This is a genomic window from Thermophilibacter provencensis (genome assembly GCF_900128445.1).
GTDB classification, from domain to species: Bacteria; Actinomycetota; Coriobacteriia; order Coriobacteriales; family Atopobiaceae; genus Thermophilibacter; species Thermophilibacter provencensis.
Map to the genome: position 1 here is coordinate 2,375,973 of NZ_LT671417.1, position 24,990 is coordinate 2,400,962.

Annotated in this window: 19 protein-coding genes; 7 read left to right on the top strand and 12 right to left on the bottom strand. The window is 69.2% G+C overall.

Going from position 1 to position 24,990, the window contains the following annotated elements; all coding sequences use genetic code 11:
• The first annotated feature begins 50 nt into the window (after window positions 1-50).
• From BQ7391_RS10735 to BQ7391_RS10755, 5 genes are all read left to right on the top strand, one after another.
• Window positions 51-1,490: a glycoside hydrolase family 32 protein gene (locus BQ7391_RS10735; RefSeq protein WP_075280605.1), complete on the top strand. Its 1,440-nt coding sequence runs from the start codon at window positions 51-53 to the stop codon at window positions 1,488-1,490.
• 240 nt (window positions 1,491-1,730) lie between these two features.
• Window positions 1,731-2,711, top strand: a complete 981-nt coding sequence (locus BQ7391_RS10740; protein WP_235858667.1) for a DMT family transporter — start codon at window positions 1,731-1,733, stop codon at window positions 2,709-2,711.
• Window positions 2,712-2,837: 126 nt separating this feature from the next.
• A complete protein-coding gene (locus BQ7391_RS10745; RefSeq protein WP_075280606.1) occupies window positions 2,838-4,268 on the top strand; it encodes a 6-phospho-beta-glucosidase in 1,431 nt (476 codons plus the stop codon).
• Window positions 4,269-4,299: 31 nt separating this feature from the next.
• Entirely contained in the window at window positions 4,300-6,222 is a 1,923-nt protein-coding gene (locus BQ7391_RS10750; protein ID WP_075280607.1) for a glucose PTS transporter subunit IIA, read from the top strand.
• Window positions 6,223-6,422: 200 nt separating this feature from the next.
• Window positions 6,423-7,376 carry a carbohydrate kinase family protein gene (locus BQ7391_RS10755; RefSeq protein ID WP_075280608.1) on the top strand — a complete coding sequence of 318 codons (954 nt, stop codon included), beginning with the start codon at window positions 6,423-6,425 and terminating at the stop codon, window positions 7,374-7,376.
• A gap of 104 nt (window positions 7,377-7,480) precedes the next feature.
• Here the strand turns inward: BQ7391_RS10755 and BQ7391_RS10760 are convergent, their stop codons facing one another.
• From BQ7391_RS10760 to feoB, 3 genes are all read right to left on the bottom strand, one after another.
• The gene (locus BQ7391_RS10760) at window positions 7,481-8,191 is read right to left on the bottom strand and encodes a TVP38/TMEM64 family protein (protein WP_235858668.1); all 711 of its coding nucleotides are present in this window, start codon (window positions 8,189-8,191) and stop codon (window positions 7,481-7,483) included.
• Between the two features lie 439 nt (window positions 8,192-8,630).
• Window positions 8,631-9,413: an LOG family protein gene (locus BQ7391_RS10765; RefSeq protein ID WP_075280609.1), complete on the bottom strand. Its 783-nt coding sequence runs from the start codon at window positions 9,411-9,413 to the stop codon at window positions 8,631-8,633.
• A gap of 267 nt (window positions 9,414-9,680) precedes the next feature.
• Window positions 9,681-12,035: a ferrous iron transport protein B gene (feoB, locus tag BQ7391_RS10770; protein WP_075280610.1), complete on the bottom strand. Its 2,355-nt coding sequence runs from the start codon at window positions 12,033-12,035 to the stop codon at window positions 9,681-9,683.
• Window positions 12,036-12,319: 284 nt separating this feature from the next.
• Here feoB and BQ7391_RS10775 point away from each other — a divergent pair, with 284 nt between their 5' ends.
• Window positions 12,320-13,258: a D-2-hydroxyacid dehydrogenase gene (locus tag BQ7391_RS10775; protein WP_075280611.1), complete on the top strand. Its 939-nt coding sequence runs from the start codon at window positions 12,320-12,322 to the stop codon at window positions 13,256-13,258.
• 12 nt (window positions 13,259-13,270) lie between these two features.
• Here the strand turns inward: BQ7391_RS10775 and BQ7391_RS10780 are convergent, their stop codons facing one another.
• Window positions 13,271-14,131, bottom strand: coding sequence for a DegV family protein (locus BQ7391_RS10780; protein ID WP_075280612.1), 861 nt, complete (start codon window positions 14,129-14,131; stop codon window positions 13,271-13,273).
• Between the two features lie 180 nt (window positions 14,132-14,311).
• On the opposite strand from BQ7391_RS10780, the gene BQ7391_RS10785 reads away from it, so the two are divergent.
• Window positions 14,312-16,069 carry a 1-deoxy-D-xylulose-5-phosphate synthase gene (locus BQ7391_RS10785; RefSeq protein WP_075280613.1) on the top strand — a complete coding sequence of 586 codons (1,758 nt, stop codon included), beginning with the start codon at window positions 14,312-14,314 and terminating at the stop codon, window positions 16,067-16,069.
• 20 nt (window positions 16,070-16,089) lie between these two features.
• Here the strand turns inward: BQ7391_RS10785 and BQ7391_RS10790 are convergent, their stop codons facing one another.
• The 8 genes from BQ7391_RS10790 to BQ7391_RS10825 form a co-directional block, all read right to left on the bottom strand.
• Complete coding sequence (locus tag BQ7391_RS10790; RefSeq protein ID WP_075280614.1) at window positions 16,090-16,674, bottom strand: Crp/Fnr family transcriptional regulator; 585 nt, start codon at window positions 16,672-16,674, stop codon at window positions 16,090-16,092.
• 44 nt (window positions 16,675-16,718) lie between these two features.
• Window positions 16,719-18,245, bottom strand: a complete 1,527-nt coding sequence (locus BQ7391_RS10795; RefSeq protein WP_075280615.1) for a DUF2130 domain-containing protein — start codon at window positions 18,243-18,245, stop codon at window positions 16,719-16,721.
• A gap of 154 nt (window positions 18,246-18,399) precedes the next feature.
• The gene (locus BQ7391_RS10800) at window positions 18,400-19,869 is read right to left on the bottom strand and encodes a S1C family serine protease (protein ID WP_083662204.1); all 1,470 of its coding nucleotides are present in this window, start codon (window positions 19,867-19,869) and stop codon (window positions 18,400-18,402) included.
• A 255-nt stretch (window positions 19,870-20,124) separates the two neighbouring features.
• A complete protein-coding gene (locus BQ7391_RS10805; protein WP_075280616.1) occupies window positions 20,125-20,799 on the bottom strand; it encodes a response regulator transcription factor in 675 nt (224 codons plus the stop codon).
• Window positions 20,800-20,963: 164 nt separating this feature from the next.
• Complete coding sequence (locus tag BQ7391_RS10810; protein ID WP_083662205.1) at window positions 20,964-21,824, bottom strand: amino acid ABC transporter ATP-binding protein; 861 nt, start codon at window positions 21,822-21,824, stop codon at window positions 20,964-20,966.
• Window positions 21,814-23,175: an ABC transporter permease subunit gene (locus BQ7391_RS10815; protein ID WP_083662206.1), complete on the bottom strand. Its 1,362-nt coding sequence runs from the start codon at window positions 23,173-23,175 to the stop codon at window positions 21,814-21,816. Before BQ7391_RS10815 ends, BQ7391_RS10810 begins: the two co-directional genes overlap by 11 nt.
• 68 nt (window positions 23,176-23,243) lie before the next feature.
• Window positions 23,244-24,083, bottom strand: coding sequence for an ABC transporter substrate-binding protein (locus BQ7391_RS10820; protein WP_083662207.1), 840 nt, complete (start codon window positions 24,081-24,083; stop codon window positions 23,244-23,246).
• A 56-nt stretch (window positions 24,084-24,139) separates the two neighbouring features.
• Window positions 24,140-24,964, bottom strand: coding sequence for an ABC transporter substrate-binding protein (locus tag BQ7391_RS10825; protein WP_075280617.1), 825 nt, complete (start codon window positions 24,962-24,964; stop codon window positions 24,140-24,142).
• Window positions 24,965-24,990: the final 26 nt, after the last annotated feature.

Consider the following 24,990-nt stretch of genomic DNA (forward strand, 5'->3'; position numbering starts at 1 on the left):
CGGGGCGGCCCGCGCCGGACGGGCCGCCCCCCTCACACTCGGGAGCCATCATGTCACACGATCTATGGAGAATGGGCTTTCACCTCATGCCGCCCGTCGGCTGGCTCAACGACCCCAACGGCCTCTGCCAGCTGGGCGGCACCTACCACGTGTTCCATCAGTACAGCCCCGACTGGCCCATGCCCGGCGCGGCGCGCGGGTGGGGGCACCTCTGGAGCCACGACCTCGTCCACTGGCAGGGCGGGGGCAGCGGCTTCGCCATCGCGCCGGACACGCCCGACGAGGCCTCGGGCGCCTACTCGGGCTGCGCCGTCCCCTTCGAGGGCGGGGTGCGCCTCTACTACACCGGTAACGCCAAGGAGCCGGGAGACTTCGACTACGTGCGCGCGGGGCGCCGCTCCGCGCAGATCCTCATTGAGGCCGAGGCGGACCCCGCCGCACCCGGAGGCCTCGCGCTCGGCAAGAAGGACGTGCTGCTGAGAAACGCCGACTACCCCGCGTTCTGCTCGTGCCACGTACGCGACCCCAAGGTCTGGCGCGAGGGCGGCTCGTGGTGGATGCTCCTCGGGGCGCGCGACCTCGACGACCGGGGGCTTGCGCTCGTGCTGCGCTCGGGCGACGGCGTGGCCTGGGAGGGCACGGGCACGGTGCGCCCGCGGGAGACGTTCGGCTTCATGTGGGAGTGCCCGGACCGCGTGGCGCTCGCCGGGCGCACGTGGCTCTCGCTCTGCCCGCAGGGCATGGAGGGCCGGCCCTGGTCCTTCGGGCAGCGTGATGTGGCGGGCTACGTCCCGCTGCCGGAGGGGGCGAGCCTCGCGCGCGCGGGCGAGCTTGTGGTGGACGAGGGCCGCTTCCGCCTCTGGGACCACGGCTTCGACTTCTACGCGCCGCAGACCTTCGTGGACGAGTCCGGCCGCACGCTGCTCGTGGGCTGGATGGGGCTTCCCGAGGCCCCCTACGGGAGCGCGCCGGAGGGGCTCACCTGGTGCCACTGCCTCACGGTGCCGCGCGAGGTCACGGCAGGCGCGGACGGCGGGCTGCGTCAGTGGCCCGCCCGCGAGCTCGAGGGGCTGCGCGGCGCGCGGCACGAGCTCGCGGGCGCTGCGGGCGCGCTCGAGCTGCCCCGCCACCGCGCGGACGTGGTGGCGGAACATCCGCACGCCCGAGGCGAGCTCGCCCTCGACGGGGCGCTCTCGATTGGCTGGGGGGACGGCGCGGTCTGCCTGCGCTTTGCGGACGACGCCGTGGGATGCGGCCGCACCGAGCGCGCCGCGCGCTGCGGGGACGTCCGCGACCTGCGCGTCCTTGTCGACAGCTCGGCCGTCGAGGTCTACGTCAACGAGGGGGCGCTCGTGCTCTCCACGCGCTGGTTCCCCCGCTCCCCCGCCCTCTCGCTCGCGGCCTCCGGCGTAGACGGCGTCACCGCCTGGGAGATGGGCGACGGGATGTCCGGGACGTACCCGCCCGCAGGGCAAGACGGCGTTATGTAGCAGGGAGTTTTTTCTTCAGCTCCCTTGACGTCGCCACGCCGCCGTAGTACGCTGTCCGCGTCTAAAAACGCGTGGACTTTTCTGGGCGCTAGCCACCTTTTCGCCACGCAACCGAGTAGTCGGTTGCGTGGTTTTTTGGTGCCGAGAGCACCGCGGCAGGGCCGGACGAACCCCACCTTCCGACTGCGAGAGGCAGACGCACGACACGTGTGCCCGCTCAGGCGGGCGGAAGGGAGCATGATGGCAGAGACGACGATCGAGCGGCAGGCTGCCGGGACGCAGGGCGCCGCGGCCTCCGGGCAGGCCAAGGCGGCACTTCAGGTGTTCGCGGGAGGCGCCTGCTACGGCGCCATGGCCACGACGTACAAGCTCGCCTACGCCGCGGGCTTCACCTCGGCGCAGGTGGTGGCGAGCCAGGCGTGGTTCGGCTGCCTCTTCTTCGCCCTCGCCACGCTCGCGGGGCGCGCGCTCGGCCACCGCTGGCAGCACGTGGGCTGGAGGCTCGCGCTCAAGCTCATGGGCCTGGGAGCCCTCACCTGCTTCACCTCGATCCTCTACTGCTACGCCATGAGCGTGCTGCCCGCCCCGGTGGCGCTCACGCTGCTCTTCCAGTTCACGTGGCTCGGGCTCGTGTGGCAGACCATCATGACGCGCCGGCCGCCCAAGGCCGTCCAAGTCGTCTCCGCCCTGGTCATCGTCTTCGGAACGGTCTTCGCGAGCGGCGTCTACAAGACCGGCATCGCCGGGTACGACCCCGTGGCCCTGCTCTGCGCGCTGGGGGCGGCCGTGTCCTGCTCCCTCTTCGTCACCCTCTCCGGCAAGGTCGAGGCCCCCTGCTCCAGCGAGCAGCGCGGCGTCATCGTGTGCGCGGGCTCCGTGGTCATGTCGCTCACGGTCTGCCCCGACTACCTGGTCTCGGGCGTCCTCGTCCAGGGCATCCTCCCCTTTGCCGTCATCGCCGGGTTCTTCGGCCTGCTCTGCCCGGTCCTGCTCTTCGGCATGGGCTCCCCGCACCTGCCCGCGGGCCTCTCCACCGTCATGGCCGCCGCGGAGCTCCCCGCCGGCCTGCTCATCGCCATGATCGTCCTCGGCGAGCCGCTCGGCGTCGTCGAGTGGCTGGGCGTCGCCATCATCCTCGCCGGCGTGTGCCTGGCGCAGCTGCCCTCCCTGCTCGGCGGCAGGGCGGCCCGTCGCGCCGCCGCGGGCCAGGCAGCCAGCTAGCAGTCATCCCTTCGTGAGCGGCTCCGCGCGTTCCAGGGGGAGGGCCCGAGGGCCCGGCGCGCGAGACCGCAAGACGTGGCACAGCGCCCCCCGCGAAGGTGGGGGCGCCAGAGAGAAGGAGGCACCATGCCGTTTCCAGAAGGGTTCCTGTGGGGAGGGGCCACCGCCGCCAACCAATGCGAGGGAGGCTATGACGAGGGCGGCCGCGGCCTTGCCAACGTCGACGTCATCCCGCACGGGCCGGAGCGCAACGACGTGAGCCGCGGCCTGAGGCGCATGCTCGACTTCGAGCCCGGGTACTACTACCCGGCCCAGACGGGCATCGACTTCTACCACCGCTACCGCGAGGACATAGCCCTCTTCGCGGAGATGGGCTTCAAGGTCTTTCGCCTCTCCATCGCCTGGAGCCGGATCTTCCCCAACGGCGACGAGGAGGAGCCCAACGAGGCCGGGCTCGCCTTCTACGAGGACGTGTTCCGCTGCTGCCGCGAGCACGGGATCGAGCCCCTCGTGACCATCACGCACTTCGACTGCCCCATCCACCTCGTCGAGAAGTACGGCGCCTGGCGCAGCCGCACGCTCATCGACCTCTACAAGCGGCTCGTGACGGTGCTCTTCAACCGCTACCGCGGCCTCGTGCGCTGGTGGATCACGTTCAACGAGATGAACATGATCTTGCACCGTCCCTTCATGGGCGCCGGCATCGTGCTCGAGCCCGACGAGAACCCCCGCGAAGCGGAGTACCGCGCCGCGCACAACGAGCTCGTGGCGAGCGCCTGGGCCACCAAGATCGCCCACGAGGTCGACCCCGAGAACAAGGTGGGCTGCATGCTCGCCGCGGGAAGCTACTACCCCTACTCCTGCCGTCCCGAGGACGTCCGCGCCGCGCAGCTCAAGAACCAGGAGGACTTCTTCTTCGTGGACGTGCAGGCGCGCGGCCGCTATCCCGGCTACGCCCTCAGGATGCTCGAGCGCGAGGGCATCGACGTGGGCATGACCGCCGAGGACGAGCGCATCCTCGCCGAGAACACCGTCGACTTCGTCTCGTTCAGCTACTACTCCTCGCGCTGCGCCGCGGGCGACCCCGACTCCGTGGGCGGCATCGCCGAGGGGAACGCCTTCGCCGGCGTGGAGAACCCCTACGTGCGCAAGAGCGACTGGGGCTGGGTCATCGACCCACTGGGCTTCCGCATCACGATCAACGACCTCTGGGACCGCTACCAGAAGCCGCTCTTCGTGGTCGAGAACGGCCTCGGCGCCCATGACGAGGTGCTCCCCGACGGCACGATCGAGGACGACTACCGCATCGCCTACCTGCGCGAGCACATCGAGGCCATGCGCGACGCCATCGAGCAGGACGGCGTCGAGATGCTCGGCTACACCACCTGGGGGCCAATCGACCTCGTGAGCGCAGGCTCCGGCGAGATGGAGAAGCGCTACGGCTTCATCTACGTCGACCGCGACAACCTGGGGCGCGGCACGCTCGAGCGCAGGCGCAAGAAGAGCTTCTACTGGTACCGACAGGTCATCGCCACCAACGGAGGCGACCTGGGCTAGCCGCCCGGGCAACATCCCTAAGGAGAGACTCATGGCAGGAAAGTACGACGATCTGGCCAGGTCCATACTCGAGAACGTGGGCGGCGCCGAGAACGTCACGAGCGTCGCGCACTGCATCACGCGCGTGCGCTTCAAGCTCAAGGACGAGTCGCGCGCCAACACGCCCAAGATCGAGGCCCTGAAGGGCGTCATCCAGGTCATCCAGGCCAACGGCCAGTACCAGGTGGTCGTGGGCAACATCGTGGAGGACGTCTACGACGCGGTCCTGGAGGCCGGCGGGCTTGCGGGCGGCGGCAGCGCCGCCGAGGATGAGCCTGAGGGCGAGAAGACCGTGGCGTCGGTCATCATCGACCTCATCTCGGGCATCTTCCAGCCCATCCTGGGACCGCTCGCCGCCGCGGGCATCATGAAGGGGCTTCTCGCCCTCTTCACCTACTTCGTCCCGGACTTTGCCAACGACGGCCTCTACACGCTGCTCTACACCGTGGCGGACGGCTTCTTCTACTTCCTCCCCGTCGCCCTGGCGTTCAGCGCCGCGCGCAAGTTCCGCATGAACGAGTTCACCGGCGTGGCGATAGGCGTGGCGCTCGTCTACCCGACGATGGTCGCCCTGACCTCGGGCGAGGTCCTCGGCAGCATCGACCTCGGCGTCGCCGGCACGTTCTCGTGGTACGCGACCGCCCTCGGGATCCCCATCATCATGCCCGCCTCGGGCTACGCGAGCTCGGTGATTCCCGTCCTTCTCATGGTGTGGTTCGGCTCGCTCGTGGAGCGCTGGCTCAAGGGCTGGATGCCGGCGGCGCTCAAGATGTTCCTCGTCCCGCTCGCCACGATGACGGTCTCCATCGTCCTGGGCTACCTCGTCATCGGCCCGGTGGCCACCCTCATCACCAACCTGCTGAGCGCGGCGTTCTCGTTCATCTTCCAGCTCCCCGTGGTGGGCGCGGTCCTGGGCAGCGCCCTGGTCGGCGGGCTCTGGATGTGCCTCGTCATCTTTGGCTTCCACTGGAGCCTCATCCCCATCTCCATCATGAACCTGAACACCCTCGGCCACGACTACGTGCTCGCCGCCACCATCGGGCACGGGTTCGCGCTCGGCGCGGTCATCTTCGCCATGTACCTCAGGAACAGGGACGAGCGCTTCCGCGGCATCGCCCTCCCCGCGATGATCTCCGCGTTCTTCTTCGGCGTCACCGAGCCGGGCATCTACGGCGTCGCCCTCCCCAACAAGCGCGCGTTCGTCGTGGCGTGCCTGAGCTCCGCCGTGGGCGGCGCCATCGTGGGGATGACGGGCGCCCTCATGTACATCTCGGGCGGGCTCGGCGTCTTCAACCTGCTCAACTTCATCGACGAGACCCCCGGCGGCGCCGGGATCTCCCACATGGTCTTCGCGATCGTCGCCTCGCTCGTCTCGGCGGTCCTGGCCTTCGTCGTCGAGTTCGTCACCTACCGGCCTGATGCCGAGGAGGGCGCGCCCGAGCTCGCGCCCGTCCAGACCGAGTACGAGCGCGGCACCGTCTGCTCCCCCGTCACCGGCTCCGTGGTCCAGCTCTCCGAGACCGCCGACCCCGTGTTCTCCTCCGGGGCGATGGGCGCCGGCGTCGCCGTGAGCCCCGCCGAGGAGACGGTCTTCTCGCCGGTCTCCGGCACCGTGCTCTCCGCCATGCCGCACGCCGTGGGCATCCTCGCCGACGACGGCTCCGAGGTACTCGTGCACGTGGGCATCGACACGGTGGAGATGGCCGGTGACGGCCTGACCTGCCACGTCCAGCAGGACGCCCGCGTGACGGCGGGAGACCCCATCGTGACCTTCTCCAAGGCCAAGGTCGCCGCGGCGGGAAAGCAGGACACGGTCTTCGTCATCGTGACCAACACCGACGACTTCGCCTCCGTCCAGCCGCGCGAGGACGGTCCCGTCACCGCCGGCAGCCCGATCATCCGCGTGACGCGCTAGCCTCCTGGCGCGTCCATCCCCTCCTGGCCCCGCCGGTCTCCCCCACCGGCGGGGCCCTTCTGTGGGTGGCCCCGCCCCGGCGGCGCTCCCCGCGCCGCGCGCGCCGCCGTTGGCCGAGAAGGGCGCGAGGCAGGCGGCACGGGCTTTCCCGACGGGCGATAATGGGCATGGAATCGATTCCGCAAACGAAAGGATCCAACATGTTCTCTGTCAGCGCACTGGGAGAGCTCCTCATCGACTTCACCGACGCCGGCACGTCCGAGGGCGGCCAGCAGCTGTTCGAGCGCAACGCCGGCGGCGCGCCCGCCAACGTGCTCGTGGCCCTGGAGAAGCTCGGCCACAAGACGGCGTTTCTCGGCAAGGTGGGCTGCGACATGCACGGCGAGTTCCTGCGCGCCACGCTCGAGGCCAACGGCATCGACACCACGGGCCTGATCAGCGACCCGGACGCCTTCACCACGCTGGCGTTCGTTGCGCTCTCCCCGGACGGCGAGCGCGAGTTCTCCTTCGCGCGCAAGCCCGGCGCGGACACGCGCCTCACGGAGGGGGAGCTGGCGCGCGACGTGATCGCCGCCTCGCGCGTCTTCCACGTGGGCTCGCTCTCGCTCACCGACGAGCCGGCCCGCTCCGCCACGCTCGCCGCGCTCGCCTGCGCGCGCGAGGCCGGCTGCACCCTCTCGTACGACCCCAACTACCGCGCGAACCTCTGGCCCTCGGTCGAGGCCGCCGTGGAGCAGATGCGCGCCGTGGTGCCGCAGATGGACCTCATGAAGATCTCCGACGAGGAGTGCGAGCTGCTCACGGGAGAGAAGGACCCGGAGGCCGCGGCCGCCGCGCTGCTGGGACGCGGTCCCAAGGTCGTTGCCGTGACGCTCGGCGCGGGCGGAGCGTACGTGCGCTGCGCCGGCGGCGGCGCCGAGGTCGCCGGCTTCCCCGCCGATGCCGTGGACGCCACGGGCGCGGGCGACTCCTTCTGGGGCGGCTTCCTCGCGGGCTTCTGCGAGAGCGGCAAGGCTGCGGGAGAGGTCACCGTCGAGGATGCCGCGAGCTTCGCGCGCCTGGGAAACGCCGTCGCGTCCCTGTGCGTCCGCAGGCGCGGCGCCATCCCCGCGATGCCGGAGCGCGCTGACGTGGAGGCGCTCCTCGCCGAGTAGCCCGCAGAGCCCGTCACTCTGCCAAGGCAGCATGAGACCTGACAAAGGTGACAGGGTCGTCTGTCATGAAAAACATGACAGACGACCCTGTCACCTTTGTCAGGTCACGAGCGGGCGAGGGACTCAAAGCGGCGATAGAGCAGCCCTCCCGCGGCGGCAAGCGCCACCGCCACGACGATGGACGCGGCGGCGACCCCGTAGTTCCCGTTCCCCAGGGCGGACGCGGCAACCGTTGACGTCACGATGGAGGGGATGCGGCCGAGCGTGGTGATGCCCAGCACCGCCCCAAAGCGCATGTCCGTAAGCCCCGCAAAGTACGTGAGGAAGTCCTTGGGCGTCCCCGGGATGAGAAAGACGACGAGCATGACGAGCTCGAGCCGCCGGGCGTCGCGCAGCCACGAGAAACGCTCGAGGTGGGAGCGGTCGAAGAAGACGCCCACGAGCGACCATCCCCAGCGGCGCACCGCCCAGAAGATGGCGCTCGACGCGACGGCGCTCGCGGCCATGCACACGAGCGTGCCCTCCCAGAAGCCGAAGGCGTATCCGCTCGCCAGCTCGACGGGCTCTCCCGGGAGGAAGGCGAGCGCGATCTGAAGCGCGTTCGCGCCGCCGATGACGAGCCGCGAGAGGATCGCGTGCTCCGCAACGAAGGACCGCACCGCAGCGGGGTCGCTCGCCCAGGCATAGGCATCGGGGGCCCAGCGCAGGCACATGGCCGCGAGCGCGATCGCCACCGTCACGAGCGCGCCGATGACGAGCGCCCTTCTTGCCCTCAGGTCGCGATCCGCGACGTCACGCCGGTTCTTCTCGCCCAATGCGCACCTCCCCACGTCCATCTTGCCACCCGCGGGCATCGCCGGGAGGCCTCCGCGAGAACCCTTGCCCGATGCTTGCGCCGCCCTTACAGAGCCAGCCGGGGAGGCAGATGCGGCCGAGACCGGGGCTCGGCGGACCTAGAGCGTAGCCGCGTGGACGAGCATCGCAAGCGCGAGGCTGCCCAGAAGCGTCGAGGTTACCAGGCAACCGAGAAGAACGGCCTTCTCGGACATCCTCTTGATCATGGTGCCTCCCCTCCTCGCTGCCACCCCTCCCCCAGGGACCGGGCACGCCGAGTCGCCTGCGTGCCCGCTCCTGGGAGGGTGACTCCATTCTTGCAGCTCAGAAGGACGGGACCAATCGATTGGACTTACTGTCGGGTGACGCTTTGGTAAGATTCGCGCCGCGCCTCGCCATGCGGCGGCGCGTGGGCGGGACCTAGCTCCGCAGCTCGGAGAGGGCCACGCGCACGGCCTCGTCCTCGTCGTCGGTCACCTGGACGAGGTCGGGGTCGAGGGGCGAGATGTTTCCCGCCTCGCGGACGGTCCCCTCGAGCCAGTCCATGAGGCCGCCCCAGTACTCGGAGCCGAAGAGCACCACGGGGACGCGCGCCACCTTGTGCGTCTGGACGAGGGTGAGCAGCTCGAAGGCCTCGTCGAGCGTGCCGAAGCCGCCCGGGAAGACGATCGCCCCGCCCGAGTACTTGACGAACATCGTCTTGCGGACGAAGAAGTAGCGGAAGGTCATGCCCAGGTTGACCCACTTGTTGATGCCCTGCTCGTGCGGGAGCTCGATTCCCAGGCCCACGGACTTGCCGCCGGCCCTGGCCGCCCCGCTGTTGGCGGCCTCCATGATGCCCGGGCCGCCGCCGGTGATCACGGCCACGCCCGCCTCGGCGAGCTTTCTGCCCACGTGGCGCGCGGCGCGATACATCGGGTCGGTGCGCGGCGTGCGCGCCGAGCCAAAGACGGTCACGGCGGGGCCCAGCTCCGCGAGCGCGCCGAAGCCGTCAACGAACTCCGCCTGGATGCGCAGCACGCGCCACGGGTCCATGTGCAGCCAGTCCGTGGAGCCCTCCGGGGCGAGGAGGTTGCCGGTGGTCGTGTCGGCGGGGATCATGGGGCCGCGCATGATCACGGGGCCGCGGTGGTAGGTCTGCCCGAGGGGCTCCTCGGGGGTGGGCGCGGAGACGTGGCCCGCGGGGTTCTTCTCGTCTGTCATCTCTGCTCCTTGTCGTTGGGATGACCACGCTACGCCGCGCGCGTCAGAAGCGCGTAAGCGGCGCCATAGCATTTGTGTACCCATTCGCCGCCGCGCGAGCCCGTCACCGTGCGCTGCCGGGCGCGACGTCACGGCAATGTACAGAAGTTCGGCCCCACCGACGCCCGGAGGCGCCACGTGGGGCCGAACTTCTGTACATTGCGGAACGGGGACAGAACGGGGCGGGGCGGCGCGGGCCGAAAGCGGCGCGGGGCGCGGGACGGGGCGCTACGCCAGGCCGAGCGCCGTCCCCGCCAGGCGCACCACCAGCGCCACGACCCACGCGACGCCGCACTGCATGGCGACGACGGCCCACATCATCTTTGTCCCCAGCTCGGCCCTCACCGCGGACACCGCGGCCACGCATGGCGTGTAAAGCAGCGTGAACGTGAGGAACGCGAAGGCGGTGAGCGGCGAGAAGAGCTCGGGCAGCGCCGCCGTGGACCCGCCCATGAGGACGGTCAGCGTGGCCACGACGTTCTCCTTGGCGCCGAAGCCGGCCGCCAGGGCCGCCGCCGCGCGCCAGTTGCCAAAGCCGAGCGGCGCGAAGAGCGGGGCCAGCAGCGCGCCGAGCGCCGCGAGCATGCTCTGCGACTGGTCGGACACCACGTTGAGGCGCACGTCGAAGGTCTGCAGGAACCAGATCACCACGCTCGCCACGAAGATGATCGTGAACGCCTTGGTGGCAAAGCCCTTGGCCTTGTCCCAGGCCAGGCGCGCCACGGTGCGCGGGGCGGGCATGCGGTAGTTGGGAAGCTCCATCACAAAGGGCACCGGGTCGCCCTTGAAGGCCGTCCCCTTGAGCACGAGCGCCACGAGAATGCCCACCACGATGCCCATGAGGTAGAGGGCGATCGTCACGAGCGGCGCGCACTCCGGGAAGAACGCGGCCGAGAAGAGCGCGTAGACCGGCACCTTGGCCGAGCAGCTCATGAACGGCGTGAGCATGACCGTCATCTTGCGGTCGTGCTCGGAGGGCAGGGTGCGCGTGGCCATGATGGCGGGCACCGAGCAGCCAAAGCCGATGAGCATCGGCACGAAGCTGCGCCCGGAGAGCCCCAGGCGCCGCAGCAGCTTGTCCATCACGAAGGCCACGCGCGCCATGTAGCCGGAGTCCTCGAGAATCGAGAGCAGGATGAAGAGCACCACGATGATCGGGAGGAAGGAGAGAACCGAGCCCACGCCTGCAAAGACGCCGTCGATCACGAGGCTGTGCACCACGGGGTTGAGGCCAAATGCCGTGAGCGCGGCGTCGACCTGCGCCGTCACCCAGTCAATGCCTGCGGCGAGAAGGTCGGAGAGCCGCTGGCCGATGACGTCGAAGGTGAGCCAGAAGACGAGCGCCATGATCCCGACGAACACGGGGATGGCCGTGTACTTGCCCGTGAGGATGCGGTCGGCCGCCACCGAGCGCGCATGCTCGCGGCTCTCGCGCGGCTTGACCACGCACTCGGCGCAGACGCCCTCGATGAACGAGAAGCGCATGTCGGCAAGCGCCGCCATGCGGTCGCGGCCGGACTCGCCCTCCATCTGGCTGATGATGTGCTCGACGGCGTCGAGCTCGTTCTGGTCCAGCCCCAGGGCGCGCATCACGAGCTGGTCGCCCTCGATGAGCTTGGTCGCCGCAAAGCGCACGGGAAGGTTGGCCGCGGCGGCGTGGTCCTCGATGATGTGGCAGATGCCGTGTATGCAGCGGTGCAGGGCGCCGTGGTCCGGGCCGTCCGCCGCGCAGAAGTCCACGCGGCCCGGGTGCTCGCGGAAGCGCGCCACGTGCAGCACGTGCTCCACGAGCTCGGAGATGCCCTCCTCGCGCGCCGCGGAGATGGGGACCACGGGGATGCCGAGCGCCGCCTCCAGGCGGTTCACGCTCACCGTGCCGCCGTTGGCCGTGAGCTCGTCCATCATGTTGAGGGCGAGCACCATCGGCCGGTCGAGCTCCATGAGCTGGAGCGTGAGGTAGAGGTTGCGCTCGATGTTGGTGGCGTCAACGATGTCGATGATCGCGTCCGGGCCGTCCTCGAGGATGAAGCGACGGCTCACCACCTCCTCGCTCGTGTACGGGCTGAGCGAGTAGATGCCGGGCAGGTCCGTGACCGTGGCCTCGGGATGGCCCTTGACCTGCCCGTCCTTGCGGTCCACGGTGACGCCGGGGAAGTTTCCCACGTGCTGGTTGGAGCCCGTGAGCGCGTTGAAGAGCGTGGTCTTGCCACAGTTCTGGTTGCCGGCCAGGGCCAGCTTGAGCGGGCGCCCCTCGGGGATTGCCTTGCCGGCCGCGCGCGGCGCGTACCTCTCGCCAATGGCGGGGTGAACGGCCGCCTCCAGGCGCTCGCGGCCGCGCGGGGCGTCGTGCATGTCGTGCACCTGCGTGAGCGCGATGTGCGCGGCGTCGTCCCGGCGAAGCGTGAGCTCGTAGCCGCGCAGGCGAATCTCGAGCGGGTCCCCCATGGGGGCGCGCTTCATGAGCGTGACCTCCACGCCCGGCGTGAGGCCCATGTCCAGGATGTGCTGGCGCAGCGACGGCTCGTCACAGTCCACCGACGCCACCACGGCATCCTTGCCAATCTCCAGCTCATCAAGGTTCATGCGCGCTTCTCCCCTCGCAGCTCCACTCGCACGCCATTGTAGCGTTTGCGCCCGCCCCGGCGCGGCCCCTTCGCGCTTGCTCGTGCTAACTCGGCAGGAGCTCTGGGAGCAGCGCAAATCATCATGCCTCTGAGCTGCGCAAACGCTGCCAGCCTTGTTTTGGGGGATGAAAAATGCGCAACGCTTGCGCGCGCAAACTCGACGGAGGCCCGCGCCCCATGGCCTAGAATGGCGAGAAGGGCCGAGAAGGACGCGCGCCCGCGGCGCCAAGGGAGGGGAAGCCCATGAACGTGCTCGTGCTGCTGCCCGTGGATGACGCCCAGCGCGCCCGGCTCGAGGCCGCCGCGCCCGGGGCGCGCTTCTCCTATGCCACGACGCCCGACGCCCCTGCGGACGCCGTCGGGCGGGCGGACGTCATCGTGGGCAACCTCCCGCCCGAGCGGCTCGGCGAGGCGAGGAGCCTGCGCCTGCTGCAGCTCAACTCCGCCGGGTTCGACAACTACGTCGCCGCAGGGACGCTGCCCGATGGGGCGATGCTCGCCTCGGCCTCGGGCGCCTACGGCCAGGCCGTCTCCGAGCACATGCTCGCGATGCTGCTCTCGCTGATGAAGCGCCTCCCCGCCTACCGCGACGACCAGCGCGCGCACCGCTGGGCGGACGAGGGCGTGGTGACCTCGCTTCGCGACGCGCGGGTGCTCGTGCTCGGAACGGGCGACATCGGGACGCACTTCGCCTCGCTCTGCGCGGCGCTCGGGGCGCGCGCCACGGGCGTTCGGCGCTCGGCGCGGCCGGCCGAGCCGCCCTTCGAGGCCGTGTCCCCGATGGCGGGCCTCCCGGAGCTCCTGCCCCAGGCGGACGTGGTCGCGTCGTTCCTGCCGAGCACGCCCGAGACGAGAGGGCTCGCCGACGCTCGGTTCTTCTCGGCGATGCGGCGTGGGTCGTACTTCGTCAACGGCGGGCGCGGGGACCTCGTGGTGACGGACGACTTGGTCGCGGCGCTCGAGGCGGGCCATCTTGCCGGGGCGGCGCTCGACGTCACGGACCCGGAGCCGCTGCCCGCCGGCCACCCGCTCTGGGACGTGCCCGGCGCGCTCGTGACGCCGCACGTCTCGGGCTGGTACCACCTGCCCGTCACGCTGGACAACATCGTGGGGATCGCTGCGGAGAACCTGGGGCGGCTCGCGCGCGGCGAGCGGCCGCGCAACCTCGTTGAGCTGGTCTAGGGCCCGCCGGGGCTATGCCCGCGCCCTCACGGCAAACGCCACGCCGAGCGCGCCGGGGCCGCAGTGCGACGTGATGACGTCCCCGGTCTCGTACCACTCCACCTCGGCGAAGCCCAGCTCGCGCACATGCTCGCTCACGAGCTCGCGCACCTGGTCGGGGAGGCCCGGCGACTTCACGAAGACGATGCGCGCGGGGTCGAAGTCCTCGCGCAGCGCGAGGTAGTCGACGAGGCGGACGGATGCCGCCGCCATCGAGCCGCGCAGCTTCTTGGTGGCCACGAGCCTGCCCTCGAGCAGCTCGACGACGGGCTTGATCTTGAGGAGGGTGGCGCCCAGGAACGCCACGTTGGAGAGGCGGCCGCCGGCGCGCAGGTAGCCGAGGTCGCCGGGAAGAAACGCCATGCGCACGCGCGCGGAGAGGTCCTCGACGTAGGCGCGCGCCTCGTCGACGCCCGCCTCGGGGTGCTCGCGCACCCAGCGGGCCGTCTCGCGCACCACGAGGCCCTGGCCGATGGTCACGTGGCGGGTGTCGACGGCGGTCACGTAGTCGCGCGTCTCGGCCGCCGCGAGGGCGGACTCGAGGGAGCAGGTCGTGACGGCCGAGTAGGCGATGTGCAGGATCTGCGCGTCGGGGCGCTCGTCGTGGATGCGGTCGAAGGCCACCTCGAAGTCATGCGGGGTGCAGCCGCTCGTCTTGGGGAGCACGCCGAGCTGGCGGCACTGCTCGAGCATCTCGGCCGGGGAGATCTCCCCGTCGTCGATGGTCCGGCTCCCCACGGTGACGTGCATGGGAACGAGCACGACCCCCAGCTCGGCCGCCTCGGCGGCGGGGACGTCGCAGCCCGTCTCGGCGGTGATGACGATGTGTGCCATGGCAAGCTCCCATCTCGGCGCAGTGGTATGCACATTTTAGTCGTTTTGGCACGCCGGGGCCACGGGCGGCGAAAACCCACCCAGGCCCGCAGTTTTCCGCAGGCGCGACACAACTCTGGCATCAAAATGTGAGAACCTAGAAATCTCTGGCACGGTCGAACGCGGATGGGAGGGGGTATCATGTATCTTGAGCGCATCGACTCCCCCGAGGACCTGCGCGCCCTGCCCGCAGAGGCGCTCGGCCCCCTCTGCGACGAGATTCGCTCCGCCATCCTGAAGAGCTCCGCGGTCGTGGGCGGGCACGTGGGACCGAACCTCTCGGTCGTCGAGCTCACCGTGGCGCTGCACCGCGTCTTTGAGAGCCCGCGCGACAAGATCGTCTTCGACGTCTCGCACCAGACCTACCCGCACAAGATGCTCACCGGCCGCGCCGCCGCGTTTCTTGACCCGGCCCACTACGAGGACGTCTCGGGCTTCTCGAGCCCCGGGGAGTCCGAGCATGACCTGTTTGCGATGGGGCACACCTCGACCTCGGTGAGCCTCGCCTGCGGCCTCGCCGCTGCGCGCGAGCTTGCCGGCGAGAAGTACGCGGTGGTGGCAGTCATCGGCGACGGCGCGCTCTCCGGCGGACTCGCCTTCGAGGGGCTCGACAACGCCGCCTCCCTCACGAGCGGCCTCATCATCGTCGTGAACGACAACGAGTGGTCGATCGCGCCCAACCACGGCGGCATCTACGGGGCGCTCGCGGAGCTGCGCGCCACGGGCGGCGCCTCGCCGCGCAACCCCTTCACCGCGCTCGGGCTGGACTACCGCTACCTTGAGGACGGCCACGACGAGCGGGCGCTCGAGAAGGCGCTCGCCGAGCTCGCGGGCGTCGACCACCCCGTCGTGCTGCACGTCCACACCGAGAAGGGCCACGGCTACGCCCCCGCCCTCGAGGACCCCGAGGGGTGGCATCACGCCGCGCCGTTCGACCTCTCCTCCGGCTCTCCGCTGAGCCAGGGCGGTGGCCCGGACTACGCCCAGATCACGGCCTCCTTCCTCACGGAGCGCATGGCGGGCGACCCGGGCTTCGTTGCCGTGAGCGCGGCGACCCCCTACATCATGGGCTTCACGCCCGAGCTGCGCGCCCGGGCAGGCCGTCAGTTCGTGGACGTGGGCATTGCCGAGGAGCATGCCGTGACGTACGTGACGGGGCTCGCCCGCGCTGGCGCCACCCCCGTGCTCGGAATCTACTCGACCTTCCTGCAGCGTGCCTATGACGAGCTGTGGCACGACCTCTGCCTCAACGCGGCGCGCGCCGTCATCCTCGTCTTCGGCGCGTCGGCCTATGGCACCACGGACGCCACGCACCTCGGCTTCTTCGACATCCCCATGCTCGGCGCCATGCCGGGCCTGCCCTATCTCGCGCCCACCTGCCCCGAGGAGTACCTCGACATGCTCGCATGGGCGCTCGACCGCGCGGAGGGCCCCGTCGCCATCCGCGTCCCGGTTGCGGGCGCGGCGTCGCGCCCGGACTTCTCGCGCCCCGCGGGGGGCTACGCGCGCGGGGCCGAGGTCGTGCGGAGGGGCTCGCGCGTCGCGCTGCTCGCCCTCGGAGACCTCTTCCCCCTCGGCGAGCAGGTCGCCGACAAGCTCGCGGCATGCGGCATAGACGCCACCCTCGTCAACCCCCGCCTCGCCACGACGGTCGACGAGGACCTGCTGGGGCGGCTCGCGGCCGGCCACGACGCCATCGTCACAATCGAGGACGGCGTCCTCGACGGGGGCTTTGGCGAGCGCGTGGCACGCGCCCTCTCCTGCGACGACGTGCGCGTGCGCTGCTACGGGCTGCCGCGCGCCTTTGCGGACCGCTACGACCCCTCCGCGCTCCTCGAGAGCTGCGGGATGACCGCAGAGGGCATCGTCGCGGACGTGCGCGTCCTTCTCGGCGCGTAGACGCCTCCCGGCGCCCTCCCCTACTGGACCACGCCCTCGTTTCTCAGCTCCGTGCGCAGGCGCGAGAGCGTCACCGGCGTCATGCCGAGCAGCGACGCCACGTAGCGGTTGGGGACCTTGCCCACGACGCCCGGATAGCGCCTGAGGAACCACAGGTAGCGGTCGCGAGAGCGGAGCTGCGACACCACCCGGCGCGTCTCCCAGTGCATGTGCCACGCCTCGCTGACGATGCGGATGAACAGGTGGTTTGCCGGCAGGCTGGTCTCGAGGAGCCCCTTTATGAGGGCGATGCCCAGATATACCACCTCGCCGTCCGAGAGCATCTCGACGGTCGAGGACGAGGGCCCCTCGAGCTCCACGCTCGGCACGAGCACGGAGCCCGGCATGAACAGGATGCAGTCGGTGATGTCGTGGCCGTCCGCGTCCACAGAGAAGCTTCTCACGATGCCCTTGACGAGAAACCCGACCTCGGTCTGCGGCTCCCCGGAGCGGACCACGGAATCTCCCTTGAAGAGCTCGCGGTGCCTCGCGTTATGTGACAGGACGTCGAGAAGCTCCTCGTCGCTCACCTTGACGACGTCCCTGAAAAAGGCTCGGAAATCCATCCCCTGACCTCCTCCTCCCCAGGTTGAGGCTAAGAACGTCTAGTTTACTCTACGTCGTCCGGCTCGACGACCTCGGAGCCCGCCGCTCCCTGCTCAGCGGCCGAATCGGCCGCCCGTGCGTCCGCCTCCTCCCGGGCGGAGCGGGCCTGGGCGAACTTCTCGCGCATGGTGGGGTTCTTCCACGTGAGCTTGCGGATGGTGAGCTCGTCGGCCTTCTTGTTGGCGAGTCGCAGCTGGTTCTCCGACGAGGTGAGGCTCTCCTTCACCTTCTGCAGGCGCGCGATGGCCTTGTCGATCTCCGCGATGGCGTCGTTGAACTTGCGGCTCGCCGTCTCGTAGTTGCGGCCGAACCGATCCTTGAAGTCCTCGAGAGCGTCCTCGAAGCGCGTGATGTCGATGTTCTGCTGGCGGATCTCGGCGAGCTCGCGGCGCGAGGCGTGCGCGCTCTCGGCGGCGTTTCTCAGCAGCGTGATCATGGGGATGAAGAACTGCGGGCGGATGACGTACATCTTCTCGTACTCGTAGGAGACGTCCACGATGCCGGCATTGTAGAGCTCGCTCTCGGGCTCGAGCAGCGAGACGAGCACCGCGTACTCGCACCCCTTGTTCCTGCGGTCCTGGTCGAGCTTCTTGAAGAAGTCGGCGTTCCTGTGGCGACTCGCCGCGGCCGAGGACTCCTCCTCGCTCTTCATCTCGAACATGATGGAGACGACCTCGACGCCGTCCTCGTCCTTCTCGCGATAGACGTAGTCGCCCTTGGAGCCCCCCACGACCTCGTTGTCCTTGTGGAACTCGGCGTTCCGGAATGCCGTGGGACGCCAGCGGTTGAACTCCATCTCGCAGTGCTGCTCGAGAGACTCGCCGATGAGCTTGGTCGTGAGGCGCGAGCGCTGGTTGCGGAGACGCTCGATCTCGTCCTCGCGGTCACGAATGGTCTGGTCCTTGTAGGTGGCCTGCTCGACCAGCTGCTGCCTGAGCGAAGCCTCCACCTGCTCGCGCTCGAGGGCGGCGGCGCGGACCTGCCCCTCGAGCTCGGCGATGCGCAGCCCCTGCTCGCCGGTGGCCTCGCTCACGGCGAGGGCCTTCTCGGCCGCGAACGTCGACTCGCGGGCCTTGAGCTGCTCCTCGAGCGCGGCTATCTTGCGGTCGCGCTCCGCGAGCTCTCGCTCGCTCTGGGCGGCGGAGTCCGTGAGCGCGCGGTCCCGCGCGGCCGCGGCCTCGAGGAGGGCGCGGTCCTTCTCGGCGATCGTCTGGTCCCGCTCGGCGAGCGCCTGGGCGAGCTCGCGCTCGGCAGCCGCGCGGGCCAGCGCGACGGCGTCCTCGCCGCGCTCGACCTGGGCGCGGAGCTCGGCGAGCTGCGCGTCCTTCTCGGCGGCCGCCCGCTGGGCCTCCTGGCGAGCCTGGGCGACGGCCGCCTCCACGGCGCTCGCGCGCTCGCGCTCCGCAAGCCGCCCGCGCTCCGCGAGCTCCCGCTGGAACTCCGCGTCGCGCACCTGGCGCACGATCTGCGCGTACTCGGTCTCGTCGACCTGGAACACCTCTCCGCAGTGCGGGCATCTGATCTCTGCCATGGTCCCTCCCGTTCTTCTCGTGCTACCTAGGGTACCCGTACTGCCGGACAGAAATGGGCGCGGATGGAGGCACGCATGGAGAACGGGGCCCGCGACGCACGCCGCGGGCCCCGAGAACCTGACAGTTGACCCTGTCACCTTTGTCAGGTTTTGGCTACCTGCCGCCGAAGGGGCTCATCTGCTGCTCCTGCTGGTACTGCTGGTAGAGGTCGATGAGGTCGTCGATCGTGACCTCCTGGCCGTTGACGTTGACGGTCTGGTCGCCCTGCTCCTCCTGCTCCTGCTGGAGGGACTCGTCGGAGCCGAGCGTCACGTCGAAGGTCAGCTCCTGGCTGCCGCGCATGACGGTCACCTGGACGGTCTCGCCGATGCTGTGGGAGCGCACGGCGAGGATGGCGGCGTCCGCGGACGAGATGGCGTCGTCCCCGATGCGGGTGATGACGTCGCCCTGCTGGATGCCCGCCGCCTCCGCCGGGCCGCCGGACGCGACCTCGACCACGTAGGCGCCCTGATCGACGGAGAGGTTGTTCCTGAAGGAGTTCTGCGCGTTCACCGTCTGCATGGTGAGGCCGATGTAGGCGTGCGTGACCGTCTCGCCGGCGATGATCTTGTCGGCGACCTCGGTGGCGTAGTCGCTCGGGATGGCGTAGCCGATGCCGGCGAAGCTCTGCGTGTCGGACGAGTAGAGCGTGCAGATGCCCACGAGCTGACCCTCGGCGTTCACGAGCGCGCCTCCGGAGTTGCCCGGGTTGATCGTGGCGTCCGTCTGGATGAGGTTGGTGTAGAGCGTGTTGCCCGAGGCGCTCTCCATGAGCGTGTTGCGGGAGAGCGCCGAGACGATGCCCTGCGAGACGGAGTTCTCAAGCCCGAACGGGCTGCCCACGCTCATCACCCAGTCGCCCACCTGAAGGTCGGACGAGCTCCCGATCTCCATCGGCGTGACCTCGGTGTCCCCGAAGTCCACGTGCAGGACGGCGAGGTCGCTCGACGCGTCGGTGCCCACGAGGGTGGCGTCGTAGCTCTGGCCGTTCAGGCTCACGCTGATGGACTCCGCGTCCTCGATGACGTGGTTGTTGGTGATGACGTTGCCGTTGGTGTCGTAGATGACGCCCGAGCCCATGCCCTCACCGTCGGCATAGGTGCTGTAGACGGTCACCACGGACGGCAGCGTCTTGGCCGCGACCGCGTTGGCGACGGTGGTGTCCTCGGCGGATGGGTCGATGGTGATGGACTGCGAGGTCCCCGACTGCGAGGTCCCGCCGCCCGTGCTCACCACGCCCGTGCCCAGGAGCACGCCCGTGAGCGCCGCCGCGCCCAGGACGCCGCCGAGAAGCCCGGCAAGCACCGCCCTCAGGCCGGGACGCGGCTTCTTCTCGGTCTCGAAATCGGGCGCCGCGGGCGGCTGGGGAGCGATCGGCTCGGGCTGGGGCGGCGTCTGGCCGGACTGCGCCTGGCGCTGCGCGCCCTGGGGCGAGCCCCCCTGGGCGCTGTGGGCGCCCGGGAAGGGGGGCCGCTGCTGGGTGGGCTGGGCCTGCGTGGGCTGCTGGTCGGCAGACTGCTGGTAGGAGCCCTGGGGGTCCTGCGGGTTCTGGGGGTCCTGCGCGCCATACGGATAGTCGCTCATGTCTTCCCTCTCTCGTCTTGCCCCGTCCTGTTGGGGCGCGTCTTTGTGTCCGCAGTCGAATGTACCCCGCGGAAGGGGGCGCATACATCGCCCGGGCGCGCATCACCGGGGCGGCATGATGCTTTCCGCTTCCTGAAAATGCAGGTCACAGGGCAACGAGAAGAACGGTGCGGGCAAGAGGACCGCCCGGCCGCAGGTTCTTCTCGCGCCTTCCGCGCCCTTCTCTCAAAGGGGCCGACGGGGCCCGAGAGGGCGCTAGATGCGGAAGAGGTAGCCCACACCGCGGATGGTGACGATGTGGCTCGCCACCTGGGGGCCCACCTTGGAGCGGACGCGGCGGATGTGGACGTCGACGGTGCGCGTGCCGCCGCAGTACTCGAAGCCCCAGACACGGTGCAGCAGGGTCTCGCGCGAGTAGGCGCGCGAGGGGTGCGTTGCCAGGAAGGACAGCAGCGAGTACTCCATCAGGGTGAGGTCGACGGGCTTGTCGTCGATATAGACCTGGTAGGTGGCGAGGTTGATCGTCATGTTGTCAACGGTGACGATGTCCGCCGGCGCGGACTCCTCTCCGGGCCAGAGCAGCAGGGTGCAGCGGACCTCGAGCTCGGCGACGCCGGCGGTGGAGAGGATGAAGTCGTTCTTCCCCTGCATGGGCATGCGCAGCGTGGCAAGCTTGTCGGGGTCCTGGACGAGGAGCATCGGGATGAAGCCGTTCTCCGCCACGAACGCGTCGACGGCGTTCAGGATGTCCTGGCCCATGCCCTCGCCGTCCAGGATGACAAGGTCGAACTCGTGGCCGGACGAGACCGCCTGCGAGAAGGTCTCCTCGCTCGCGAGGGCGATGGAGACGTCAATGGCGTGGGAGAGCTCGCGCATGCGGTCGTGGAGCCGCGTGGTTGCAGATACGAGAAGGATGTTCTTGTGATGCATCCTCAGGCCTCCCGGAATTGAGCACATGTATTTGAAAAGATTAGCACATCGCCCCCGCGTTCGACGGGGGCGATGTCAGAACTTCGTAAACGAGCCGCAGCTCAGTGACCGTCTGGAAACGGCGCTTAACGAGCCAGAAACGCTATGTTTCAAACGAGCCGCAGCTAGTTGATGCTGCCGAGGAACTCGGCCGTGCGGGCGTTCTCGGGATGGTCGAAGACCTTCTCGGGCAGGCCCTGCTCCACCACGTAGCCGTCCTCCATAAATACCACGCGGTCGGCCACGTCGCGCGCGAAGCCCATCTCGTGCGTGACCACGATCATGGTCATGCCCGAGTTCTCCGCGAGGTCGCGCATGACGTCAAGGACGCCACGGACGAGCTCGGGGTCGAGCGCCGAGGTGGGCTCGTCGAAGAGGAGCACGTTGGGGTGCATGGCCACGGCGCGGGCGATGGCGACGCGCTGCTGCTGGCCTCCGGAGAGCTGCGTGGGCTTGAAGTCCGCGCGGTCGGCGAGCCCGACGGCGGCAAGCTGCTTGAGCGCCTCGGCCTCGGCCTCCTCTCGGCTCTTCTTGAGCACCTTCGTCTGGCCGATCATGACGTTTTCCTTGGCCGTGAGGTGCGGGAAGAGGTTGAACTGCTGGAAGACCATGCCCACGTCGCGGCGCAGGCGGTTGACCTCGGCCGCGCTCTTGTTGGTGATCTCCTCGTCCTCGATGAGGATGTGGCCCGCGCTCGGGCGCTCAAGGAGGTTGATGCAGCGCAGCATCGTGGACTTGCCCGAGCCCGAGGGGCCGAGCACCACGACGACCTCGCCGGGCCAGACGTTGAGGTTCACGTCCTTCAGGACGAGCGTCTCGTCAAAGCTCTTGTTTAGGTGCTCGATGCGCACGATCGGGTGCTCGCCGGGCGTGAAGTGGTGGCTCGTGAGGCCCTGGTCGTGGCCGTAGGCGATGCGCGCCGCCTCGTCTGCCGGCAGCGCGGGCGGGACGTCGATGGCCACGCGGCGATGGTGCTTAGCAGGCATTCGCGGCCTCCTTGATCTGGGCGACGGTGGCGGAGGGGGCGTCCTTCTCGGCGTCCTTCTCGATGAGCTCGTCGGCGTTGTCGGCCACGTCGGCGCGACGCCTGGGGCGCGGGCCGCCGCCGCGCTCGGAACGGGCGATGTTCTCCTCGACGATGCCCACGACCTTGATCAGCGGCAGCGTGACGATGAGGTAGAAGATGCCCGCGGCCACGTACGGCGTGATGTTGCCCGTGACGGTGGTGAGGTTCTTGGAGAACATCATGAGCTCCATGACGCCCACCGAGGAGAGCAGGGACGTGTCCTTGAAGGCGGTGATGAAGTCGCTCGTCACCGTGGGGATCACGCGGCGCACGGTCTGCGGCAGGATGATGGAGAACATCGTCTGCACGTAGTTCATGCCGAGCGAGCTCGCGGCCTCGTACTGGCCCTGCGGGATGGACTGGATGCCCGCGCGGAAAATCTCGGCGAGGTAGGCCGAGGAGTTGATGGCCATGACGATGATGCCCAGCAGGTTGTTGTCGATGTTGATGTTGAGCATCGGCAGGCCGAAGAACATGATGTAGATCTGAAGGAACAGCGGCGTGCCGCGCAGCACGTTGATGTAGACCACGGCGACGGCGCGCAAGATCTTCCACTTGGAGATCTTAAGCATGGCGAAGAGCAGGCCGAGCGCGATGGCAAACGGGTAGGCGGCCACCACGATGCCCAGGCAGAGCAACCAGCCCGGCGCAAGTGACGAGAAGGACGTCACGAGCAGCTGGGGCCTCAGGAACATGCCGAGGAACTGGTTGGAGTTCCAGGCCTCCACCCAGGGCTGCTCGTCGAGCCAGTTGACGAGGCTCTGGAGCGGGGTGTTGGCGATCGTGGAGATGGGCGCGGAGTCCGCGAGCTCGTGGGTGCCGTCGGCCGCCTCGTAGCTGCCGGAGACCACCACGTCGCCGCCCTCGGAGGGGAACTGCATGTTGGTGATCTCAAGACGCAGGAGTGAGCCCTCGGGAATGGCCTGGTCGAAGGTAACCGTGATGGAGCTGCCGGACGGGACGGCCTCTCCGGTCACGTCCATGCGCGTCAGGCCCTCGAGGGCGGTGATGCGCGTCGTGGAGCCGTCGAACGTGGCGCCCTCGGGCAGGGTCAGCGTGACCGAGGAGACCTCCTCGCCGGGCTCCACCGTGCCCTCCCAGGTGAGGCGCGTGTCCATCCCGCCGATGACGCCGTCGCCGCCGTCCTCGTTGGGGCGAGCGGTGGCCTTCTCGGTGGTAAGCGCCTGAGCGGGCTGCGGCGCCGCCGTCGCGAAGACGCCCGCGAGCGCCAGGGCGAGGGCAACGAGAAGCGCCCCCCGTCTATGCTGCATGCTTCCTCCGTTTCGTACCGTGCAAAAGTGACTGTCCCCTTTGCACGGCCGCCGCAGGCTCTTCTCGCTTAGATCTCGGTGGTGCCGAACCACTTCTGCTTGATCTCGTCCATCGTGCCGTCCTCCTCGATGGCCGCGAGGGCGTCGTTGATGGCCGCGAGCAGACCGGGGTTGTCCTTGGAGACGGCGATGCCGTACTGCTCGCCGGTGGGGATCTCCTCGACGACCTCGAGGTCGGAGAAGGACTCTGCGATCATGTTCTGGGCGACGGGCAGGTCGATGACCATGGCGTTGTAGAGGCCCGTGGAGATGCCCATGAGGGCGGCCGTGACGTCGGCAAGCGGCACCTTGGTGGCGTTGGGCAGGTTCTCGGAGATCCACTCGTCGCCGGTGGTGCCGGTCTGGCAGGCGACCTGCATGCCCTCGGCGTTGAGGCTCTCGGAGTTGAGGTCGGAGCCGGCGGCGGCCACGATGCCCTGGTTGGAGTTCAGATAGGGGTCGGAGAAGTCGACCTGCTCGAGGCGCTCGTCGCTGATCGTCATGCCGGCGATGGAGATGTCGGCCTTGCCGCCCTGCTGGATGGTGGGGACGAGCGTGTCGAAGGCCTGGTTGGGCAGCCACTCGCAGGTGAGGCCGAGCTTCTCGGCGAGGGCGTTGGAGAGGTCCACGTCAAAGCCCACGGTGTTGCCGTCCTCGTCGATGTACTCGAAGGGCGCGAAGCCGAGCTCGGCCACGTTGGTGAGCACGCCCTCCTTCACGAGGGTGTAGGAGGCCTCATCGGTGGTCTGGTCGGTGGTCTGGTCGCCGGTGGTCTGGGCGGGCTCCCCGGAGCCGTTGCAGCCGGCGAGGGCAAGGGCGCCGGCGGCGCCGAGGGTTGCGAAGAAGTTGCGGCGGGTCATGCTGGTCATTTCATTTCCTCCCATTGTGATGTGCAAAAGTGCCTGTCCCTTTTGCACGCTTACGGCTAGAGCTCGGCGCCGAGCCACTTGACCTCGAGCTCGGAGATGTAGCCCTCCTCCTCGAGCTCGGCCAGGGCGCCGTTGATGGCCTCGGTGAGGCCGGGGTTGTCCTTGTTGACGGCGATGCCGTACTGCTCGCCCGTGGGGATCTCGATGGCCACCTGGCAGTCGGTGAACGAGTTGGTGCAGAGGTAGGTCATGACGGGCAGGTCGGCCACGGCCGCGGCGTAGAGCCCGGTCTGCACGCCGGTCACGGCCACGACCGGGTCGTCGAGCGCCACGATCTCCGCGTTGGGAAGGTTCTCCTCGGCCCACGCGGCGCCGGTCGTTCCGGCCTGGACGGCGACCTTGGCGCCCTCGACGTTGAGGGACTCCTCGGTGACGTCTCCCGCGCTCGCAAGCGTCACGAGGCCCTGGTTGGAGTCCATGTAGGAGTCGGTGAAGTCGACCTGCTCCCAGCGCTCGTCCGTGATGGTGATGTTGGAGACGCCCACGTCGGCGCGGCCGCCCTGCTCGATGAGCGGGACGATGGTGTCGAACTTCATGGCGGGCAGGACCTCGCACTCGAGGCCGAGCTTGTCGGCGACGGCGTTGATGAGGTCGATCTCAAAGCCCTGGGCCTCGCCGGTCTTCTCGTCGACGAAGTCGAGCGGCGCGTTGGCGAGGTCGGACGCGACGATGATCTTGCCGTCCTCGACGAGGGTGTAGGCGGCGTCCGCGGTGTCGCTGGCTGGGGTGCTTGTCTGCCCTCCCCCGCTGCATCCCGCGATAGACACGGCTAACGCGCAGGCAACCGCAAGGCCGCCCGCAATCCGGCTGGAGAGCTTCATGGTGGGTTTCCTTCCCCCAATGCTTC

What these genes read in the sequence shown, in the direction of transcription:
- BQ7391_RS10735 (WP_075280605.1), top strand. Translation starts at nt 51, where the DNA reads ATGTCACACGATCTATGGAGAATGGGCTTTCACCTCATGCCGCCCGTC.
- BQ7391_RS10740 (WP_235858667.1), top strand. Translation starts at nt 1,731, where the DNA reads ATGGCAGAGACGACGATCGAGCGGCAGGCTGCCGGGACGCAGGGCGCC.
- BQ7391_RS10745 (WP_075280606.1), top strand. Translation starts at nt 2,838, where the DNA reads ATGCCGTTTCCAGAAGGGTTCCTGTGGGGAGGGGCCACCGCCGCCAAC.
- BQ7391_RS10750 (WP_075280607.1), top strand. Translation starts at nt 4,300, where the DNA reads ATGGCAGGAAAGTACGACGATCTGGCCAGGTCCATACTCGAGAACGTG.
- BQ7391_RS10755 (WP_075280608.1), top strand. Translation starts at nt 6,423, where the DNA reads ATGTTCTCTGTCAGCGCACTGGGAGAGCTCCTCATCGACTTCACCGAC.
- BQ7391_RS10765 (WP_075280609.1), bottom strand. Translation starts at nt 9,413, where the DNA reads ATGACAGACGAGAAGAACCCCGCGGGCCACGTCTCCGCGCCCACCCCC.
- feoB (WP_075280610.1), bottom strand. Translation starts at nt 12,035, where the DNA reads ATGAACCTTGATGAGCTGGAGATTGGCAAGGATGCCGTGGTGGCGTCG.
- BQ7391_RS10775 (WP_075280611.1), top strand. Translation starts at nt 12,320, where the DNA reads ATGAACGTGCTCGTGCTGCTGCCCGTGGATGACGCCCAGCGCGCCCGG.
- BQ7391_RS10780 (WP_075280612.1), bottom strand. Translation starts at nt 14,131, where the DNA reads ATGGCACACATCGTCATCACCGCCGAGACGGGCTGCGACGTCCCCGCC.
- BQ7391_RS10785 (WP_075280613.1), top strand. Translation starts at nt 14,312, where the DNA reads ATGTATCTTGAGCGCATCGACTCCCCCGAGGACCTGCGCGCCCTGCCC.
- BQ7391_RS10790 (WP_075280614.1), bottom strand. Translation starts at nt 16,674, where the DNA reads ATGGATTTCCGAGCCTTTTTCAGGGACGTCGTCAAGGTGAGCGACGAG.
- BQ7391_RS10795 (WP_075280615.1), bottom strand. Translation starts at nt 18,245, where the DNA reads ATGGCAGAGATCAGATGCCCGCACTGCGGAGAGGTGTTCCAGGTCGAC.
- BQ7391_RS10800 (WP_083662204.1), bottom strand. Translation starts at nt 19,869, where the DNA reads ATGAGCGACTATCCGTATGGCGCGCAGGACCCCCAGAACCCGCAGGAC.
- BQ7391_RS10805 (WP_075280616.1), bottom strand. Translation starts at nt 20,799, where the DNA reads ATGCATCACAAGAACATCCTTCTCGTATCTGCAACCACGCGGCTCCAC.
- BQ7391_RS10810 (WP_083662205.1), bottom strand. Translation starts at nt 21,824, where the DNA reads ATGCCTGCTAAGCACCATCGCCGCGTGGCCATCGACGTCCCGCCCGCG.
- BQ7391_RS10815 (WP_083662206.1), bottom strand. Translation starts at nt 23,175, where the DNA reads ATGCAGCATAGACGGGGGGCGCTTCTCGTTGCCCTCGCCCTGGCGCTC.
- BQ7391_RS10820 (WP_083662207.1), bottom strand. Translation starts at nt 24,083, where the DNA reads ATGACCAGCATGACCCGCCGCAACTTCTTCGCAACCCTCGGCGCCGCC.
- BQ7391_RS10825 (WP_075280617.1), bottom strand. Translation starts at nt 24,964, where the DNA reads ATGAAGCTCTCCAGCCGGATTGCGGGCGGCCTTGCGGTTGCCTGCGCG.